19 protein-coding genes are annotated in these 18,361 nt (G+C 38.8%); 5 read left to right on the forward strand and 14 right to left on the reverse strand.

The window, feature by feature from the left end:
• Window positions 1-8 precede the first annotated feature (8 nt).
• The 5 genes from ABD769_RS16380 (at window position 9) to ABD769_RS16400 (ending at window position 3,934) form a co-directional block, all read left to right on the forward strand.
• On the forward strand, window positions 9-2,276 hold the full coding sequence (locus ABD769_RS16380) for a helix-turn-helix domain-containing protein (RefSeq protein WP_344852473.1): 2,268 nt from the start codon (window positions 9-11) through the stop codon (window positions 2,274-2,276).
• 43 nt (window positions 2,277-2,319) lie between these two features.
• Window positions 2,320-2,727: a GxxExxY protein gene (locus tag ABD769_RS16385; RefSeq protein ID WP_344852474.1), complete on the forward strand. Its 408-nt coding sequence runs from the start codon at window positions 2,320-2,322 to the stop codon at window positions 2,725-2,727.
• Between the two features lie 81 nt (window positions 2,728-2,808).
• Window positions 2,809-3,417 (forward strand): SprT-like domain-containing protein, encoded by a 609-nt coding sequence (locus ABD769_RS16390; protein ID WP_344852475.1) that lies wholly within the window; start codon window positions 2,809-2,811, stop codon window positions 3,415-3,417.
• 38 nt (window positions 3,418-3,455) lie between these two features.
• Window positions 3,456-3,692, forward strand: coding sequence for a DUF433 domain-containing protein (locus ABD769_RS16395; RefSeq protein ID WP_344852476.1), 237 nt, complete (start codon window positions 3,456-3,458; stop codon window positions 3,690-3,692).
• Window positions 3,692-3,934, forward strand: a complete 243-nt coding sequence (locus tag ABD769_RS16400) for a DUF5615 family PIN-like protein (protein WP_344852477.1) — start codon at window positions 3,692-3,694, stop codon at window positions 3,932-3,934. The genes ABD769_RS16395 and ABD769_RS16400 overlap by 1 nt, the downstream gene beginning before the upstream one ends.
• A 103-nt stretch (window positions 3,935-4,037) precedes the next feature.
• On the opposite strand, the gene ade is transcribed toward ABD769_RS16400, so the two are convergent.
• From ade to plsX, 14 genes are all read right to left on the reverse strand, one after another.
• Window positions 4,038-5,675: an adenine deaminase gene (gene ade / locus ABD769_RS16405; protein WP_344852478.1), complete on the reverse strand. Its 1,638-nt coding sequence runs from the start codon at window positions 5,673-5,675 to the stop codon at window positions 4,038-4,040.
• Between the two features lie 92 nt (window positions 5,676-5,767).
• Window positions 5,768-7,744, reverse strand: a complete 1,977-nt coding sequence (locus ABD769_RS16410; protein WP_344852479.1) for an alpha-ketoacid dehydrogenase subunit alpha/beta — start codon at window positions 7,742-7,744, stop codon at window positions 5,768-5,770.
• 59 nt (window positions 7,745-7,803) lie between these two features.
• A complete protein-coding gene (locus ABD769_RS16415; RefSeq protein ID WP_344852480.1) occupies window positions 7,804-8,010 on the reverse strand; it encodes a hypothetical protein in 207 nt (68 codons plus the stop codon).
• An 89-nt stretch (window positions 8,011-8,099) separates the two neighbouring features.
• Complete coding sequence (locus tag ABD769_RS16420) at window positions 8,100-9,485, reverse strand: LutB/LldF family L-lactate oxidation iron-sulfur protein (RefSeq protein ID WP_344852481.1); 1,386 nt, start codon at window positions 9,483-9,485, stop codon at window positions 8,100-8,102.
• Between the two features lie 138 nt (window positions 9,486-9,623).
• Window positions 9,624-9,833 carry a type II toxin-antitoxin system VapB family antitoxin gene (gene vapB, locus ABD769_RS16425; RefSeq protein ID WP_344852482.1) on the reverse strand — a complete coding sequence of 70 codons (210 nt, stop codon included), beginning with the start codon at window positions 9,831-9,833 and terminating at the stop codon, window positions 9,624-9,626.
• A gap of 617 nt (window positions 9,834-10,450) precedes the next feature.
• Window positions 10,451-12,085 carry a M28 family peptidase gene (locus ABD769_RS16430; protein WP_344852484.1) on the reverse strand — a complete coding sequence of 545 codons (1,635 nt, stop codon included), beginning with the start codon at window positions 12,083-12,085 and terminating at the stop codon, window positions 10,451-10,453.
• Window positions 12,086-12,112: 27 nt separating this feature from the next.
• Window positions 12,113-12,550 (reverse strand): ribose 5-phosphate isomerase B, encoded by a 438-nt coding sequence (gene rpiB, locus ABD769_RS16435; protein WP_344852485.1) that lies wholly within the window; start codon window positions 12,548-12,550, stop codon window positions 12,113-12,115.
• Window positions 12,551-12,595: 45 nt separating this feature from the next.
• Window positions 12,596-13,477 (reverse strand): twin-arginine translocase subunit TatC, encoded by an 882-nt coding sequence (tatC, locus tag ABD769_RS16440; RefSeq protein WP_344852486.1) that lies wholly within the window; start codon window positions 13,475-13,477, stop codon window positions 12,596-12,598.
• Window positions 13,478-13,593: 116 nt separating this feature from the next.
• Window positions 13,594-13,860: a Txe/YoeB family addiction module toxin gene (locus tag ABD769_RS16445; RefSeq protein WP_344852487.1), complete on the reverse strand. Its 267-nt coding sequence runs from the start codon at window positions 13,858-13,860 to the stop codon at window positions 13,594-13,596.
• Complete coding sequence (locus tag ABD769_RS16450; RefSeq protein ID WP_113947624.1) at window positions 13,851-14,048, reverse strand: DUF2683 family protein; 198 nt, start codon at window positions 14,046-14,048, stop codon at window positions 13,851-13,853. The genes ABD769_RS16445 and ABD769_RS16450 overlap by 10 nt, the downstream gene beginning before the upstream one ends.
• A gap of 94 nt (window positions 14,049-14,142) precedes the next feature.
• Complete coding sequence (gene accC / locus ABD769_RS16455) at window positions 14,143-15,483, reverse strand: acetyl-CoA carboxylase biotin carboxylase subunit (protein WP_344852488.1); 1,341 nt, start codon at window positions 15,481-15,483, stop codon at window positions 14,143-14,145.
• Between the two features lie 219 nt (window positions 15,484-15,702).
• A complete protein-coding gene (gene accB / locus ABD769_RS16460) occupies window positions 15,703-16,179 on the reverse strand; it encodes an acetyl-CoA carboxylase biotin carboxyl carrier protein (RefSeq protein ID WP_113947626.1) in 477 nt (158 codons plus the stop codon).
• Window positions 16,180-16,352: 173 nt separating this feature from the next.
• Complete coding sequence (locus ABD769_RS16465) at window positions 16,353-17,351, reverse strand: beta-ketoacyl-ACP synthase III (RefSeq protein ID WP_344852489.1); 999 nt, start codon at window positions 17,349-17,351, stop codon at window positions 16,353-16,355.
• 18 nt (window positions 17,352-17,369) lie between these two features.
• Complete coding sequence (plsX, locus tag ABD769_RS16470; protein ID WP_344852490.1) at window positions 17,370-18,308, reverse strand: phosphate acyltransferase PlsX; 939 nt, start codon at window positions 18,306-18,308, stop codon at window positions 17,370-17,372.
• Window positions 18,309-18,361 lie beyond the last annotated feature (53 nt).

The following is an 18,361-nucleotide window of genomic DNA, read 5'->3' on the forward strand; positions in this document are numbered from 1 at the left end:
TACTGCCGATGCCCACTTTAGAAGAAACTTCTATGCCCGCAGAAATTGCGGCCAAATTTGTTAATTACACCTCGAAACATGTTTTCTTAACCGGAAAAGCCGGAACTGGTAAAACCACTTTTTTAAGGAAACTCATTCAGCTTACGCATAAAAAAGCCTTAATTGTAGCGCCTACGGGTATTGCTGCCATTAATGCAGCCGGGGTAACCATACATTCGTTGTTTCAGATGCCTTTTGGTGCTTTTTTCCCTGATGCTGCGGGCGCTTTGATTAACGAAAATATTAACTTCAATTTTAATACGCCCAAAACTTTAGTAAAACATTTAAACATGCAAGGCAATAAACGCCGCATGCTACAGGAATTAGAGTTGTTGGTTATTGATGAGGTGAGTATGCTGCGGGCCGATATGCTCGATGCCATCGATTTCGCTTTGCGTTATGTGCGAAGGAATAGAAATCTTCCTTTCGGTGGCGTACAATTATTGTTTATCGGCGATTTGCATCAGTTACCTCCGGTAGTAAAAAATGACGAGTGGCGCATTATGGCCAAATTTTACAAGAGCATTTACTTTTTTGATGCACTGGCCCTGCAGGATAATCCGCCGATTTATATCGAACTGGATAAAATATACCGTCAGGATGATGCTGTTTTTATCGATCTGTTAAACAACCTGAGGAACAATAAAATCACTGCTGAGGATACCGCATTGCTAAGGCAACATTTTAAGCAGAATTTTAAACCTTCGGCAGACGAGAATTACATTACATTAACCACACATAATAATAAAGCGGATAGCATTAACCGTGAGCGGTTGACTCAGCTGAAAAATAAATCTTACTTTTTCGAGGCAAAAGTTCAGGGAGAGTTTAATGAATATGCCTACCCGAATGATAAGAGCCTTGAATTAAAAGTGGGTGCGCAGGTAATGTTCATTAAAAATGATATGACCGCCGAAAAACGCTATTACAATGGTAAAATCGGCGTAGTGCACCACATAGAAAAAGATATAATTGAAATTGAACTGCCGGAAGATAAAGTGGTGATCCAGATCTCACCCTACACCTGGGAGAACGTCAAATATAAACTGGATGAAGCCACGAACGAAATTAAAGAAAATGTGGCCGGCTCTTTTATTCAATACCCCATTAAACTGGCCTGGGCCATCACGGTACATAAAAGTCAGGGTTTAACTTTTGATAAGGCTATTATTGATGTGGGCGAAGCTTTTGCCCCCGGACAGGCTTATGTGGCACTATCGCGTTTACGGTCTTTAAAAGGCCTTGTTTTAACCTCCCATCTGCGTGAGAGTGGCTTGCAACAAGATCAGAATGTTCATTATTTTTCAAAAAGCAAGCAACCTTCTGAAGTGCTTAACGAACAGATCAGCGTAGAGAGTTATACTTTTATCCGCAGTTACCTTCTGGCAGCTTTCGACCTGAACCTGATCCGTTACTATCTTAAAGAACACCGTCAAACTTTTGATAAAAGTGAAAAATCGGCTAAGCAAAGGCATGAAGAATGGACGGATACCGTTTATACTGATTTCCAAAAAATAACCGCAACAGCCGACACCTTCGTTAACCAATTGAAAAACCTATTTGCACAACAAACAGAGCATACTTTATTTAATGTATCGAAAAGGGTAGTGGCCGCATTAAAATATTTTAATCCGCTGGTTAAAGAGATTTCAGACCGCTTTCTGGCTCAAATCGAAGTTATAAAAGAAGAAAAGCAGATCAAAACTTATGTTACCGAGCTGCTCGAACTCGAAATTCTGGTTTATGAGCAACTTAAAAAAATGCACAAAAGTAAAGCGCTTTTACAGGCATTGATTGAGGGTAAAGAATTTAGCAAAGCAGATACAGACGCATTACTAAACACAGTTGAGCGGAATAAACAGCTTCAAAAAGCTATTCAGTTAAAAGGAGAAACACTGAAAGTGAAATCAGCTGCAGAGAAAAAGAAAAAGGAACCAAAAATCGATACCAAACTGGTCAGTTTTGAGCTTTACGAGCAAGGCAAAACTATGGATGAAATTGCTAAAGAGCGAGGTTTTTCTGTGGGTACCATTGAAGGGCATTTGGCTTACTATGTATCAACCCAGCAATTGGATGTGACCAAACTGGTAAAGGCGAATAAAATCAGAAATATTGCAGATGCTGTAGAAAGTCAGAAAACAAAATCAATGGCTGTGATAAGGGAATTTTTAGGGAAAGATTATTCGTTTGGGGAGATTAAACTGGTGCTGGCATCGTTGTTTCCATCGGAGGAATAAGCTTGCTATTTAACCATATAAGACATATAAGAACATATTAGCCATGGTGAATAAAGAATATCTGAAAGCAATGATTTATAAAATTAATGGAGCAGCGATCGAAGTTCATAAAGCCCTTGGGCCAGGTTTACTGGAAAGTGTTTATCACAAATGTTTAAAACATGAAATGACTCTTCGTGGAATAAATTACAAATCTGAAATGTTAGTACCGGTTTACTATAAAGAAATTTTAGTTGAGGCAGAATTATGGTGTGATTTGTTTGTTGAAAATAGTATAGTTGTAGAATTAAAAGCGGTTGAGAAATTATTACCAATACATGAGGCGCAAATTTTAACCTATATGAAACTTTTGGAGGTGCCAATGGGATTGATAATTAATTTTAACTGTTTGAATATTTATGAGGGTGGGCAAAAAACCTATGTAAATGATCTGTACAGATTATTGCATTAAGCTAATTCAATGATAAATCTTAAATGTTCTTATATGTCTCATATGGTTTAAATATTTTAGCAATTTCTTATCTTAGCATCCGTGGAGAAAGTTAAAGTTTTAGCGCAATACATGCCCGAACCTGCGGCGCCGCTAATTGCAAAGTGGATTGATTATTTTCAATGTGAATTTAAGATCTCTAAAACCCGTTCTACAAAACTGGGCGATTACCGTCATCCTTATCAGGGCAAAGGCCACCGCATTTCAGTAAATTTTAACCTCAACCACTACGCTTTTTTGGTTACTACGGTGCATGAGTTTGCACATTTGCTTACCTGGAATGATTTTAAGAATAAAGTAAAGCCTCACGGATCTGAGTGGAAAAAGAATTTTCAGCGGATGATGGTTCCTTTTTTCGAATTAAATATTTTTCCTGATGATATCCATAAAGCGATTGACAATTATATGTCTAATCCGGCTGCTTCAAGTTGTTCAGATCTGCATTTATCGCGTGCTTTAAAAAAGTATGATCGTAATCAAACAGAGACTTTACACTTAGAACAACTTCCGGTTAATACTAACTTTAAAATTAAAGATGGCAGGCGTTTTACCAAAGGCGAAAGGATCAGGAAGCGGTATCGTTGTATATGTTTGGATGATAAACGTTTGTATCTGTTTAATCCTTTGGCAGAGGTTTTTGTAGTGGAATAAGATTGTCAATAATTAAACTAATTGATTAACTTTAGGTTATGGAAAAAATTTTTGACCGTATTTATATTGATTCAAATATTTGCGGTGGTAAACCTATTATAAGAGGTAAAAGAATTACCGTGCAGACCATAATGGAATTTTTGGCAGCAGGAGAGACTTCAGAAGAGATTTTAAAACAATATCCCTCTTTAGAGGCTGAAGATATTACTGCCTGTATGCTTTATGCCACAGAATTGATGAACCATAGTTTTGTGATTAAGCAAGCGGTAGCTTAATGCAAAAGGTTTTTCTCATTGATGTAAATCTGCCCAGATTCTTTTCTTTGTGGAATTCTGATGAGTATATTCACCAATATGAGCTTGGTGATGAATGGTCGGATAGTGAAATCTGGAAATATGCTCAATCAGAAAATCTGACAATCATTACTAAAGATAGTGATTTCTCCTCCCATATTTTGCTTCATAATCCTCCGCCGAAAGTGATTCATATTAAGTTAGGGAATGTGAAAATGAATTAATTTCATGATGTTCTTAATAAGTTATGGCTTCAGGTAATTGAACTTAATAAAGACTTTAAATTAATTAATGTCTTTATTGATCGGATTGAGGGAGTAAAATAAACTACAGAAACTTAAATTCATCTCCGTCGAATAAACCTTTATCGCTTAGCTTTAAATGTGGAATTACCAATAAAGCCATAAAAGAAAGTGTCATGAAAGGAGCGACTAAAGTTGAGCCCAGCTCTTTAGCAAACTGATCTATCGAAGTATAACTTTCTGCTACTTCGTAACCATTCTGATTACTCATTAATCCGGCTACCGGCAAAGCCAAAACTTCTTCTTTCCCATTCCCCAAGGCTACTACACCACCGGTTTCCTTAATCACCAGGTTTACTGCCTCGCAGATACTTTTATCATCGGCACCAACAGCAATGATATTATGGCTGTCGTGTGCTACGCTTGAAGCAATGGCTCCCTGTTTTAAGCCAAAGTTTTTTACAAAAGATACAGCAACAGGCGCATCATGATAGCGGTTTACCACCACCATTTTCAAAACATCGTTTTCCAGGTCGCTGATTATATTTCCGTCCGAAACCTTCGGTTTAGCAGATAACCTGTTCGTAATCAGCTGTCCATCTAAGGCTTCGATCAGCGGGATTTCTTCTTGTCCGCTAAAAGTATAAACAAAATCTTCTTCTTTTTTTAAGCTACAATCGAAATGGTTTACCGATTCTTTATCTTCTACATGTTTTATCCAATCGCCCACAGTTTTACCATTTTCGGCAAGCAATAATCCGTCGATATAGGTTTGTTTAACCTTGAAGTGTTTTAAATCTTCAATTACGATAAAATCTGCATCATCATTAATATTCAATGAACCAACATCTAATTTATAATGAAGAATAGGATTAATACATGCTGCCTGAAGGATATTGAAAATATCGATGCCTTTCTCTACCGCCCTCGCGCAAAGCTGATTGATGTGGTTTTCGACCAAACTATCAGGGTGTTTATCGTCGCTGCAGAACATCATCATTTCCGGCCAGTCGTTCAATAAATCGATCAGAGCCTCGAAATTTTTGGCTGCGCTTCCTTCACGAATCAGGATTTTCATGCCGCGCTGCAGTTTATCCAGCGCTTCTTCGGCGGTAAAACATTCGTGATCGGTGGAAATCCCTGCGTCGATATATTGTTGTACGGCATCGCTACGTAAGCCAGGCGCGTGCCCGTCAACAGGTTTGCCCAATTGGTGCGCGGCAGCAATCTTTTTTAGTACCTCTTCATCTTTATAAAGTACACCAGGGAAATTCATCATTTCGCTGAGGTATTTTATTTCAGGACGTTCTAAAAGAGCTTTTACATCATCGTGGTTAAGTTCGGCTCCTGCGGTTTCAAAAATCGTGGCCGGAACACAGCTAGGTGCACCAAAATTAAATTTAAATGGTACAGTATTGCCATTTTCGATCATAAAATCGACCCCTTCCATGCCACAAACATTGGCAATTTCGTGTGGATCGCTAATGGTAGAAACCGTACCATGCACAACGGCCAGCCTTGCAAATTCGCTCGGAATTAACATGCTGCTTTCTATATGTACATGACTATCAATAAAGCCCGGAGAAATAAAATGAGCACCATCACGCTGATCAGAAATCTTGATGATGGATTTTATCCTGCCTTCTTCTACCACTACTTCTCCAAAGAAAATATTCCGCTTGGTGATGTCGATAATATTTCCTTCGACTTTAAAATTGCTCATGCTGTTTATATAAATTAGCCACGGAGACACGGATTTGCACGGAAATAATAATCAATATTCTCCGTGATTTCTGTGTCTCCGTGGCAAAACCATTAATATTTCAATAATTTATCTATCGTTTCTGCTAATCTTGCTTTAGCCAAAAAATCTTCTTCCAGTATTTTGCTCATTGGAATTGCCGTATCTAAACTCGCACAACGCATTACCGGCGCATCTAAGTATTGGAAGCAGTGTTCTCCAATCCAGGCTGATATTTCTGCACCAAAGCCATTGGTTAAGGTATCCTCGTGCAAAATTAAAACTCTCCCTGTATTTTTTACCGCTTCATGAACGGTTTCTTTATCCCAGGGCTGAAGCGTGCGCAAATCAATTAAGGTCGCGCTGCTTAGCGGGTGTTGTTTAAGGTAATCTAAAGCCCAATGAACACCTAAACCGTAGGTAACGATCGCGAATTTATTTCCATCGCTAAGTTTAATAGCTTTTCCAATCTCTGTAGTATAATAGCCATCGGGAACAGGCACTGTTAAACTTCTGTACAGGTATTTATGTTCGAAATAAAGTACTGGATTTGGATCTTCAATTGCTGCCAGCAACAAGCCTTTTGCATCTTCCGGAAAAGCGGGATACACGACTTTTAATCCGGGGGTTTTAGTAAACCAAGCCTCATTACTCTGCGAATGGAATGGTCCGGCGCCTGTTCCTGCACCTGTTGGCATGCGTACCACAACATCGGCCTTTTCGCCCCAACGGTAATGTGTTTTGGCCAGGTTATTTACAATCTGGTTAAAACCAACGGTTACAAAATCGGCAAACTGCATTTCTACAACAGCTTTATACCCGTTTATCGATAAGCCTAAACCGGCTCCTACAATTGCCGATTCGCAGATTGGGGTATTGCGAACCCTGTCTTTGCCATATTTCGCGGTAAAGCCATCTGTAATTTTGAAAGCCCCACCATAATCGGCAATATCCTGTCCCATTAAAACCAGGTTGGGGTATTTTTGCATGGCCAGGTCCAATCCATCGGTTATGGCATCCAGGTATCTTTTTTCTGTGGAAGCTTGAATAGGTTGGATAACCTGTTGCTCATAAGGAAAATACATATCAGCCTCTTCCCGGTCTGCATTTGTCTCTGGTTCAGCTTCATTAAAGGCTTCTTCAACTTCTAACTCAATATCTCTTTTGATCTGGATTTTGATGTCGATTACCGAATCTGATGTTAAAATACCCTGCTCAATTAAATAGGCTTCGTAATTGCTTAAGGGATCTTTCTTTTCCCACTCATCAAAAAGTTCCTGAGGAACATATTTGGTGCCTGATGCTTCTTCATGCCCACGCATCCTGAAGGTAAGGCATTCTACCAAAACCGGTCTTGGATCCTTTCGGATTTCCATCGCCAGCTGGTTAATGGTATTGTAAACTTCCAAAATATTGTTCCCGTCAATCTGAACACCCTCAATGCCATAGCCAATCGCTTTATCTACCAGGTTTTTACACCTGAACTGTTCAGATTTTGGGGTGGAGAGTCCATATCCGTTATTCTCAATGAGAAAAATAACCGGAAGGCCCCACACTGCGGCAACGTTTACGGCTTCATGGAAATCACCTTCACTTGTGGCACCTTCGCCAGTGTAAACTAAGGTAGCGTGTTGTTTGTTCGCTAAAAGATTAGCTAGTGCAATACCATCGGCCAGGGCCATTTGTGGACCGAGGTGGGAGATCATCCCAACAATTTTATAATCCTGCGTACCGAAGTGGAAGGAGCGGTCGCGGCCTTTGGTAAAACCGGTTATTTTGCCCTGCCACTGGGCCATCAATTTTTTTAGAGGAATATCGCGTGAGGTAAAAACGCCCAGATTGCGGTGCATGGGCAAAATATATTCATCGCTTTGCATGGCCAGAGTACTGCCAACTGCAATGGCTTCCTGACCAATCCCTGAAAACCATTTGCCAATCCGCCCCTGACGCAAAAGTTTAAGCATTTTGTCTTCAACCATCCGGGGGTAAGCCAATCTTTTGTATAAATTCAGTAAGAATTTGTCGTCTTTATCTCCGCGATTGAAATGCATAAGTTGTTTTTGATTGAATCTTTAAGAAATATCCCACAGATTGAAGGCTTAAATGGAATTTAAGAGTTATTACTGTTACCTCTACCATCAATTACAGATTGTTGAAATTCCTCATCAGTCAGATTTAAAAAACTTCTAAATCTTTTGTGAAGATTTTCTTTTGGCTTGTTATCTTTTCCTAAGATTTTAACAATACTTAAAGCCTCTAAATCTTGTATAAGTTTGTAAGCTTTATCGTTTTTGATTTGCAACAAAACCGTGTCCATATTTTTTTAGTGTCTATATCAAATATACAAAATATGGGGTTGACTAAATATACTTTCTGATTTAATGCCGTGGACTAAAGACTCCGGACTCAAGACTCCCGACTTTTCTTCAACTCTTCCCACTGTTTTGCAAAAGATTTATCGGCAACCTTTGGCATTTCGCGGTATTTGCCCCAGCTTTTTTTGAAGAAGCTTTTGAGCATAAAGTTTTTAAACTTACCACCAAAAAAATCCATCCATTTACGTTTTTGCATCATTTTGTTAAACATGCTCCAGCCAATTTCCTCTTTTTTGCCATTATCATGAGCAGCTGCGGCATCTCTGCGGTTTAGGAGTAACATTTTATGGATGTCGATTTTAACAGGACATACCTCCGAACATTTGCCACAAAGGCTGGAGGCATAGCTTAAATGTTTAAACTCTTCCATCCCTTTAAAATGTGGGGTAATTACTGATCCAATCGGACCGCTATAGGTGGTATTATAGGTATGGCCACCAATATTTTTATATACCGGGCAGGCATTTAAACAAGCGCCACAACGGATGCAATATAAAGCCTGCCTTTGATCCTTTTGTGCCAATAAATTGGTTCGACCGTTATCCAGCAAAATGACATACATTTCTTCTGGTCCATCCGTTTCGTTAGGCTGGCGTGGACCGCTTAAAATGGTATTGTAAACGGTTAGGTTTTGTCCGGTTCCGTGTGAGGCTAATAATGGCCAGAAGAGATCCAGATCGGCCATAGAAGGGATTACTTTCTCAATCCCTACGATAGCAATATGGATTTTAGGAAAAGTGGTACTTAAACGTGCATTGCCTTCATTTTCGGTCAGGGCAATACTTCCGGTATCTGCAATTAAAAAATTGCCACCGCTGATGCCGATATCGGCTTTTAAATATTTATCTCGGAGTAATTCGCGTGCTTTTTGTACAAGTTGTGGTGGAGTGGCATCTATTGGGGTGCCAAATTTATCGTGAAATAACTGTGCAATATCAGTTGCACTGAGGTGCATGGCCGGGGTAACGATATGGTATGGAGCCTGACCAAGCAACTGAACAATATACTCGCCAAGATCACTTTCTAAAGATTCAATGTTGTTTTTTTCCAGGAAATCGTTCAGGTGGATTTCCTCAGTAGTCATCGATTTTGATTTGATTACCGTTTTACCATTGTTTCTTTTGATGATGCTGAGGATTTCCTGCTGTGCTTCCTCTGCGTCATTGGCCCAGATTACCTTACCACCACGACGCTGGAAATTAGATTCGAATTCTGGCAGGAACTTATCTAGGTTTTCCATTACACGCCACTTGGTAACGTGTGCCTTTTTCTTGGATGCCTCTAAATTTTCGAATTTTGACAGGCCGCGTTCAACAGCTACATTGTATTTGCTAATATTATAGTTTATGGTTTTACGATGCGGTAAATCGAAAGCTTTCTCGTCAGATTTCTCTAAAAATTCTTCGGCAATATTCATTAATTTTATTTTGTAATAGGGTAACGAATATTAACTGATTTTAGTTTTTAGCTATTTCGTTATAAATTCAAAGATAGGAAACCGTACTGAGTTTATTTTTATAAAAATTGAACCATACTGTCAGAAAAACGCCTTTTTTTAGGTGTATTCTTTGAAATCGTTTAATGGCGCATTAAAATCATCACTAATTTTCATTTTTCCTTTTAGTAAACCCAATTTTCTGGTGGTTTTTCCTGCATCCCTCTTTTTTACTTCCTTGTATAAAATAAAGTCAATAAAGTTTTCTACTTGTTGCTGGTAGGCAACAGGGATCGTTTTAATTTTTTCTAAAATATGCAATTGATCCATAAACCCGCTTTATTAAAAATAACATTTTAATCTTAAAATATAAACCTCAATTCGATTAATATTTATTCGTACCGACTAATTTAAGCCTGTGTAACTAACAAGATCGTCATGCTGTCCCGATTTATCCTAATGTGTGGACATATATTTTTAAGGCGTTATGCAAACTTGCTTTAAACAACAACCTGGTTTTACCGAAGAACGCCCGTCAATCCCAAGTGCATGGAAATCAAAAAAACAGTTGCAAAACGGTACAATTGGCATTATCAAACCTAAAACGCAGTGGTTTTGTGCAGATCTCGCAAAACTTTAAATTCTTCGATATTACTGCACAAAACAGAGTGCCGCTGTTTTTTTGATGTGAGATAGGCTTGTGTGGAAGCACCTAGCTGGATTGACGAAGCGCTTTGGGTAATTTGGCGCTCCAAAGTACCATGCCTCCGCGGCATAGGAGCGGAAAAAAGATTCTTGAGACTTGTGTCCATACGATAGAATTTATCGGGATCAGCATCTTTTCTGTGAGATGGACCCTGAAATAAATTCAGGGTGACGGCTATGAAATAAAAGTATCAACCACAAAAAAGCCCCGACATTTTGCCGGGGCCTGGTATTTTTACTTATTATTTCTTTGGATTGCCTTTTCCGTCCATATCTACTACAGGGCGTTTAGGTCTGTTGGCCAGTTCCCATGCGGTAAAGTAAGTTAATTTTGCCCGCTTAGATAAAAGTGGGAAGTTGATTTTACTCACTTCATCACCAGGTTTGTGATAGTCCTGTTGCAACATGCCATCATAATAAAAGATGATCGGAATACCTAATTTAGCGAAGTTATAATGATCTGAGCGGTAATAAATCTGCTCCGGATCTTTTGGATCGTCATATTTATAATCCAGTTTCATTTTGGTGTAAGTTGCATTAACCTGCTCACTTAATTTACCCAAATCGCTGCTTAACATATTCGAACCAACTGAATAGATATAATTTGCTGAATCTGGTTTGCCTAAATATTCTTCACCTGTACGGCCAATCATATCGGTATTTAAATCTGCTATGGTATTTTCAACAGGGAAAACAGGATGCTCCGAATACCATTCAGAACCCCACAACCCTTTTTCTTCACCAACAACAGTCATGAAAAGAATACTGCGTTTAGAACCTTTTCCAGCTTTTTTAGCATCAGTAAATGCTTTTGCCATTAATAAAACGCCGGTTGTTCCCGATCCATCATCATCAGCACCATTATTTACTTTGTCTTTTGCATTTGGATCAGTTTCTAAACCAATGTGATCATAATGGCCTGTAAGGATCAATACTTCTTTTTTAAGTACCGGATCAGAACCTTCTAAATAACCCAAAACATTTTCGCATCTAACAGGTGTTTCTGTTTTTGCTGCACTTGCGGAGAAAGGTACATTTAATACTTTTGAAGCAGGAGCCTGGCTCTCTGTTATTTTTTTCTGAAGATCAGCAACAGTCGTATTAGATGCTTTAAACAATTCATTTGCTAAAGCTACCGAAATTGAAACGCGAGGTGTTTCATTTTGCTTTTGAGCTTCGATAGCGGCATTGGTTTTAACCATCACCCTACCTTTTTTCAAGGTTTGTTTGGTGTTTTCGGTTATTCTGTCAACAGCAGGATCAATCAGGATAATGGCTTTTACATTGTTTTCAGCAAAATATTTTGCTCTTGCCTCTAATGTTGCGCGATATGCTGCTCTGTCGATTTTTGTACCTGGTTTTAAGGTTGGATCGCCTCCGTTGAACATCATTACTACTTTACCTTTAATATCGGTACCGGCAAAATCGTTGTAGCTATCTTTTTTTATCCCATAACCAATAAATACAATTTCGTCTGTAGAGAAAGTGAAACCTTTATCACTGATCAAGCTGGGTGATACAAGGTAATCTTTTTGATATTCTTTCGGCTGGCCGTTTACGGTTAACTGGCTTTCTTTTAAAGTAACGTTAACCAGATCGATTTTTTGAAAATAGCTGCCATTTACAGGTGCTTTTAAGCCTAACGACTTAAAGTAATTGCTGATATAATCTGCGGCCATCCAGGCGCCTTTAGTTCCTGTTTCGCGACCTTCATACTCATCAGAAGCTAAAACAGATAGGTGTTTGTAAGCATTCTCAGGATTGATGGCCTTGCTGAATTTTATCGCATCCTGGTTAGGCTTAAGGGGCGTGATCTGGCTAAAGCAACTCGCTGATACGAGCGACGCCAAACCAAGGGTTAAAAATTTTTTGTTCATTATGATAATAGTTAGTTGAGTTTATTATTAACACGAAATTTTTTCAACCCTGTTCTGGTGGCGGCCGCCCTCAAATTCAGTGGTTAAAAAAGTAGTGGTAATTTCTTTTGCCAGTTCCTCTGATACAAATCTTGCCGGGATGCACAAAATATTTGCATTGTTATGCTTGCGGACCAAAGAAGCGACTTCATTTTCCCAACATAAACCAGCCCTGATATGCTGATGTTTATTAGCCGTAATGGCTACTCCGTTTGCCGAGCCACATAGTAAAATACCATAAGTAAATTCGCCGTTTTCTACTGCTGAGGCCACCGGATGGGCAAAATCGGGATAATCTACAGAACTTTCAGAATAGGTACCAAAATCTTTTAGCTCATATTCCTGTAAAAAATCTTTTAATATTTCTTTGTATTCAAACCCGGCGTGATCCGCTCCAATAGCAATTTTAATTTTTGTATCAGACATTGTCAAATTTATAGAGAATTATGAAATCCGTTCGTAATGTTTTTGTTAGTTAGCATAGAAAGCTGCCTCGGCTTTTTTCTTCTTCCTTTCAATGTATGCCGAAACAAAAATACTGGCTTCATATAATAAAAATAACGGAGCTGCAACGGTTAGCATGGTAAGGATATCAGGCGTTGGGGTTACAATAGCTGCGATAATCAATATAATTACAGTTGCATATCTTCTGCTCGATCTCATTAATTTTGGCGTCATTAAACCAAGTTTCGAAAGGATAAAAATAATGATAGGCAGTTCAAAAATAATTCCGGTTCCCAAAGTTAATGTTGCTATCGAAGAAACATATGAATCAATTGTGAATGTGTTTTTAATTTCACTGCTCACCGTATAACCCGTTAAAAAGTTAATCGACAATGCGCAAATAATAAAATACCCGAAAATAATGCCAATGATAAAAAGTACAGACGCAAAAAATACAAAGCCGCTGGCTGATTTTCGCTCATTCTCATGTAAGGCTGGTTTAATAAAACGCCAGATTTCCCATAATAAATAAGGGAACCCGAGAATAATACCACACATTACGCAAACGTTTAGCTGGAGATTAAACTGGCCGGCCATCTCGGTATTGATAATTTCGCCATTAATTTTGGTGATACACATATCCTTACCCAATGATGGAAAATGTTCTACCAGTTTACACATCATGCGATAGGTCCAGAAATCTGGTTTTTTCGGTCCGAAAATTATTTTATCAAGGATCTCTTCATTGAAGTAAAAAGCGATACCCGTAAAAACGGCAATGGCAATTACGGCTCTGATTAAGTGTTTACGGAGAACATCCAGGTGATCGAAAAAAGACATTTCTGCCTCTAATGTAGTGCTCTTTTGCCCGATAGCTTTTGTAAGTAGATTTTTTTTAGTGTCGCTCATGTTGAAAACAAAAATACCATTCTATTTGAATAGAATGGTATTTACGTGTTAAATATAGAAATAGTTTATATTATTCTGAGAAATGCTTGAATATATTGACAAATTCAAACTAAAAGTTAATTGTAATGCCCTCTGAGCGAATAGATTTTAATAATTTGTTCAATTTCTGAGACAGCGTAAATAATTCTATGTTCTGAATTTATTCTCCTAGACCACTTGCCTGTTAGATTATATTTTAGTGGCTCTGGTTTTCCAATGCCTTCAAATGGAGAATCGCTTATAGCAACCAGAAGACTATGAATTTTCTTTTGTACAATACTATTTCCTGATTTCTTCCAAAAATCTAAATCATCGTTAGCTTTCGGAAGAAAAACTATTTCCATAAGTTATCTAAGTCAACTTTTGTGAAGTTTCCTTCTTTGAAATCTTTATCCCCTTGTAAAATTTTTTCTACAAATTCTGGGTTATAAGGCTTTTCTTTTTTTTCAAAAGAAATCTTCATGGCCTTTAATACCTGCTTTACGGCATTTAATTGGGCCTTATTTTCCGGATGTACAATTAATGTTTCCATAATTCAAATTTACTGAAATAAATTTAAACTTTTAACAAAGAAAAATCCCATCTCGTTTTACCAAAATGGGATTTGAATTTTATAGTAATTTCTATTATTCAGAAAATTCGAACGTTTCCATAAATTTAGTGGTGAAATTTCCTGCCCTGAAGTTAGGATCTTTCATCAGTTGTAAATGGAATGGGATAGTCGTTTTAATCCCTTCTATTACGAATTCACTCAGCGCACGTTCCATGGTACAGATCGCTTCTTCGCGGGTTTGTGCTACGCAGATTAATTTTGCAATCATCGAATCGTAGTTGGAAGGAATTGAATATCCTGCATACACGTGCGTATCTACACGAACACCATGTCCACCCGGAGAATGGAAATTAGTGATTCTGCCTGGAGAAGGACGGAAATTATTTGCCGGATCTTCAGCATTAATACGACACTCAATGGCGTGCATTTCTGGTGTATAGTTTTTGCCTGAAATCGGAATTCCAGCAGCTACTTTAATCTGTTCTTTAATTAAATCGAAGTTGATAACCTCTTCTGTAACCGGATGCTCTACCTGGATACGCGTGTTCATTTCCATAAAGTAGAAGTTGCGGTGTTTATCAACCAAAAATTCGATTGTACCTGCACCTTCATAATTTACAGCCATTGCACCTTTAATTGCAGCTTCACCCATTCTTTCGCGAAGTTCTTCGGTCATAAACGGAGAAGGAGATTCTTCTACCAGTTTCTGGTGACGGCGTTGAATAGAACAATCGCGCTCTGATAAATGACAGGCTTTACCAAACTGATCTCCAATAATCTGGATCTCTATGTGACGCGGATCTTCGATGTATTTTTCTAAATATAAACCATCGTTACCAAATGCTGCACCAGATTCCTGACGGGCACTGTCCCAGGCGTTTTCAAAATCTTCATCTTTCCAAACCACACGCATACCACGGCCACCACCACCGGCAGTTGCTTTCAGGATAACAGGGTAACCCATTTCGTTGGCAATAGCAATACCTTCTTTAACGCTGGTAAGCAAACCTTCCGAACCCGGGATGGTTGGAACACCGGCAATTTTCATGGTTTCTTTTGCAGAGGCTTTATCACCCATGCCATTAATCTGCTCTGGTGTAGCACCAATAAATTTGATGTTATACTCACGGCAAATGTTAGAAAATTTAGCGTTTTCTGATAAGAAACCGTAACCCGGGTGTATGGCATCAGCATTGGTTAATTCTGCAGCCGAAATAATATTTGGAATATTTAAATAAGAATCTTTACTGGGCGGGGGGCCAATACAAACAGCCTCATCAGCAAAACGTACGTGTAAACTCTCGCGATCTGCGGTAGAGTAAACAGCAACCGTTTTGATGCCCATTTCCTTACAGGTACGGATAATACGCAAAGCGATTTCACCCCTGTTGGCAATTAGTATTTTTTTAAACATAATTTTTTAATTGATGATTCCACCGATGATATGATTACACTGATCATTTGCGTAATGTAAACCGATATAATCAAATTTTTAAATTAAATGTCATGGTTCGTGTCGCCACGAACCATTTATATTTTTTCAGTTTGTTAAAATGCAAAACTGAAGATCATCATAATTTTACGGTATTTCGGTCAGTGAGCACACAGGCCGAGGCGTAAGGTGACGTTACGATTAAATAGGTTCTACTAAAAATAACGGTTGGTCGTACTCTACCGGTGATGCATTATCAACCAGGATTTTAACGATACGGCCAGAAACTTCACTTTCGATTTCGTTGAAAAGTTTCATCGCTTCAATAATACAAACTACTTTACCTGCACTGATCTCGTCGCCAACGTTTACAAACATTGGTTTTTCCGGACTAGCTGAGCGGTAGAAAGTACCAATCATTGGTGATTTGATGGTTAAGTATTTTGAAGTGTCTTCTGCGGCAGGTACAGCAGGTGTTGCTGCAACCGGAGCAGTAGGAGCTGTAGCAACTGGTGCAGCAGCCTGTACAAGCGGAGCTTGTGGTACGGTAGCATGCACAACTGTTGGTGCCTGGTTTGTTTTGATCGTGATTTTGAAGTTTTCCTGCTCAATAGCAACTTCATTTACTCCAGAACGAGAAACAAATTTAATCAGTTCCTGTATTTGTTTGATATCCATTTTTTAGGCTAGTTATGTAAAAAATAGTGTTTATTGAATTAACTAAGTTATACTTTTTTTGTTTTATTTTTCTTTGCAACCCTTTAAGGTTGATGGTTTAATAGTTGATAGTTAATGGCTATAGTGCTTAATCAGGCACCGGTTTAACTCCCAACTCCAATCTCTCAACTCAGTTACTCAGAGTCGTAGGCCCATTTAAGGTAAATTGAGCCCCAGGTGAAACCGCCACCAAAGGCAGCTAAAACGATGTTATCGCCTTTTTTTAGCCTGCTTTCCCACTCCCATAAGCATAACGGGATGGTTCCGTTGGTTGTATTTCCGTAACGTTCGATGTTGATCATTACCTTATCTGTGGTAACACCCATGCGGTTTGCGGTAGCATCGATTATGCGTTTGTTGGCCTGGTGTGGTACCAGCCAGGCAACATCATCAGCAGTTAAGCTGTTGCGTTCCATAATTTCGGCAGCTACATCAGCCATATTGGTTACGGCAAATTTAAATACGGTAGGACCTTCCTGGTGTGCAAAATGCTCTCTTGCATCAACCGTTTCGTGTGTAGCTGGTTTAACAGAACCACCGGCTTTCATGCCCAGAAAATCTCTTCCGGCGCCATCAGTTCTCAGGATAGAATCCTGAATACCCAAACCTTCTTCATTTGGTTCTAACAAAGCACAACCACAACCATCACCAAAAATAATGCAGGTGGTACGGTCTTCGTAATTGATAATCGACGACATTTTATCGCCACCAACTACCAAAACTTTTTTATGTCTGCCTGATTCGATGAATGATGCACCGGTAGAAAGACCGAAAATAAAGCCGGAGCAAGCTGCCTGCAAATCGTAACCCCAGGCATTTTTAGCTCCGATTTTATCAGCTAAAACGTTCGCTGTAGCAGGGAAAGTAAAATCAGGAGTAGTGGTGCAAAAGATAATCAGTTCTATTTCACTTGCATCAATACCCCTCTTTTTAAGTAAACCGTTTACGGCATGAACCGCCATATCGGAAGTACCTAAACCTTCGCCTTTTAAAATTCTACGTTCTTTAATTCCCGTTCTGCTGGTAATCCATTCATCCGAAGTGTCAACAATGGTTTCTAACTCTGCGTTTGTAAGCACATAGTCGGGAACGTAACCATTTACTGCTGTAATAGCAGCGTGAATTTTACTCATTTTAAGAATTTTAATAAATTATTTAAATGCCATTCTAATTTTTTCTACCAATCCGGTGGTAATCATTTCTCTGGATTGGAGAACCATATTTTTAACAGCTAGCGGACTGGAAATTCCGTGTCCGATAACAACTGGAGCGTTAACACCTAAAACCGGACTTCCACCGTACTGTTCGTAATTGAAACGATCGAAGAACTCATCTTTGAGTCCTTTTTTGATGGTAAGTACGTAAAACGATTCTGCTAATTTAAGCATTACATTTCCCGTAAATCCATCGCAAACAATTACATCCGCTTTTTCATTAAACAAGTCTCTTCCTTCAACATTACCCACAAAATTGAACAGGTTGGTTTCTTTCATTAACGGAAAAGTAGCCATGCTCAGCATATTTCCTTTTTCATCTTCTTCACCAATGTTCATTAAGGCTACTTTCGGATCGTTGATCTGCAAAAGATTTTCTGCGTATAAACTGCCTAAAACGCCAAATTGTAATAAAATATCAGGTTTACAGTCGGCATTTGCACCTACATCTAATAATAAGCCGGTACCGCCTTTAATTTTTGGAAGAATTGTACATAAACAAGGGCGGATGATGCCCGGAATGGTTTTAACGCTAAATACGGCGCCAACCAACATGGCTCCAGAGTTACCAGCACTGGCAAAAGAGTCGAGTTTGCCTTCTTTTAAAAGGTTAAAACCAACTGCTATGCTCGAATTCGGTTTCTGAACGATTGCTTTGGTGGGATGTTCGCCCATACCAATTACTTCATCAGTATGAACGTATTCAAAATGATCTGGATTAAAACCTTCTTCTGCAAGTATGGGTTTAATCTGTTCGGTATCGCCAATAAGAACTAAATGCTCTCCGGCGTTAAGCGATTGATGAGCAGCTATTGCTCCCAAAACAATTGCTTTGGGAGCATAGTCTCCGCCCATTATGTCGAGGCCTATTTTCATAGAAAAAATCTGTTTGTGTTAAGTCAGGTGTAATCCTGAATTTTTCAGTTGAC

The organism is Pedobacter jeongneungensis (assembly GCF_039538295.1).
Classification (GTDB): domain Bacteria; phylum Bacteroidota; class Bacteroidia; order Sphingobacteriales; family Sphingobacteriaceae; genus Pedobacter; species Pedobacter jeongneungensis.